Here is a 561-nt window from a genome sequence, read left to right as displayed (position 1 = left end):
AAAGTTGCGGTCGCTGAAAGTGATCTTCGCTGGTGTTCAGATGGCTTCGAGTTCAGCTGTGATGATGGCGACAAGCTGCGAGTGACGTTCGCGCTGGACTGCTGCGACAGAGAAGCCATAGACTGGGCAGCCAGTACAGGTGGTTACGACAGCAGTACGGTGCAGGATGTGATGCTGGGTGCCGTGGAAAAGCGGTTCGGTAATCAGTTGCCAGCCACATCAATCCAGTGGCTGACGGACAACGGCTCAGCGTATGTCGCGCATGAAACACGGAGGTTCGCGAAGGAACTGAATCTGGAGCCGTGCACAACAGCAGTGAGCAGTCCGCAGAGCAATGGGATGGCTGAACGGTTCGTAAAAACGATGAAAAGTGATTACATCAGTTTCATGCCAAAACCGGATGTGAGAACAGCGTTGATAAATCTGGCAGCGGCGTTCGAACATTACAATGAAAACCACCCGCACAGTGCGCTGGGATACCTCTCACCGAGGGAATACCGGAGCCGACGGATAACACTAACTTAGAGATAAAAGCTGTCTGAATATAACGGGTCAAGATCA

Annotated in this window: 1 protein-coding gene; it reads left to right on the top strand. The window is 52.2% G+C overall.

The features are described from left to right. A partial coding sequence (locus tag FCN80_RS26300) for an integrase core domain-containing protein (protein ID WP_136993297.1) occupies window positions 1–525 on the top strand: 525 nt, incomplete at its 5' end. Window positions 526–561 lie beyond the last annotated feature (36 nt).

Source organism: Martelella alba, from assembly GCF_005217455.1.
In the GTDB taxonomy this organism is placed as follows: domain Bacteria; phylum Pseudomonadota; class Gammaproteobacteria; order Enterobacterales; family Enterobacteriaceae; genus Acerihabitans.
Note: the sequence above shows the minus strand (reverse complement) of the source record. Positions and strands in the feature narration are given on the sequence as shown.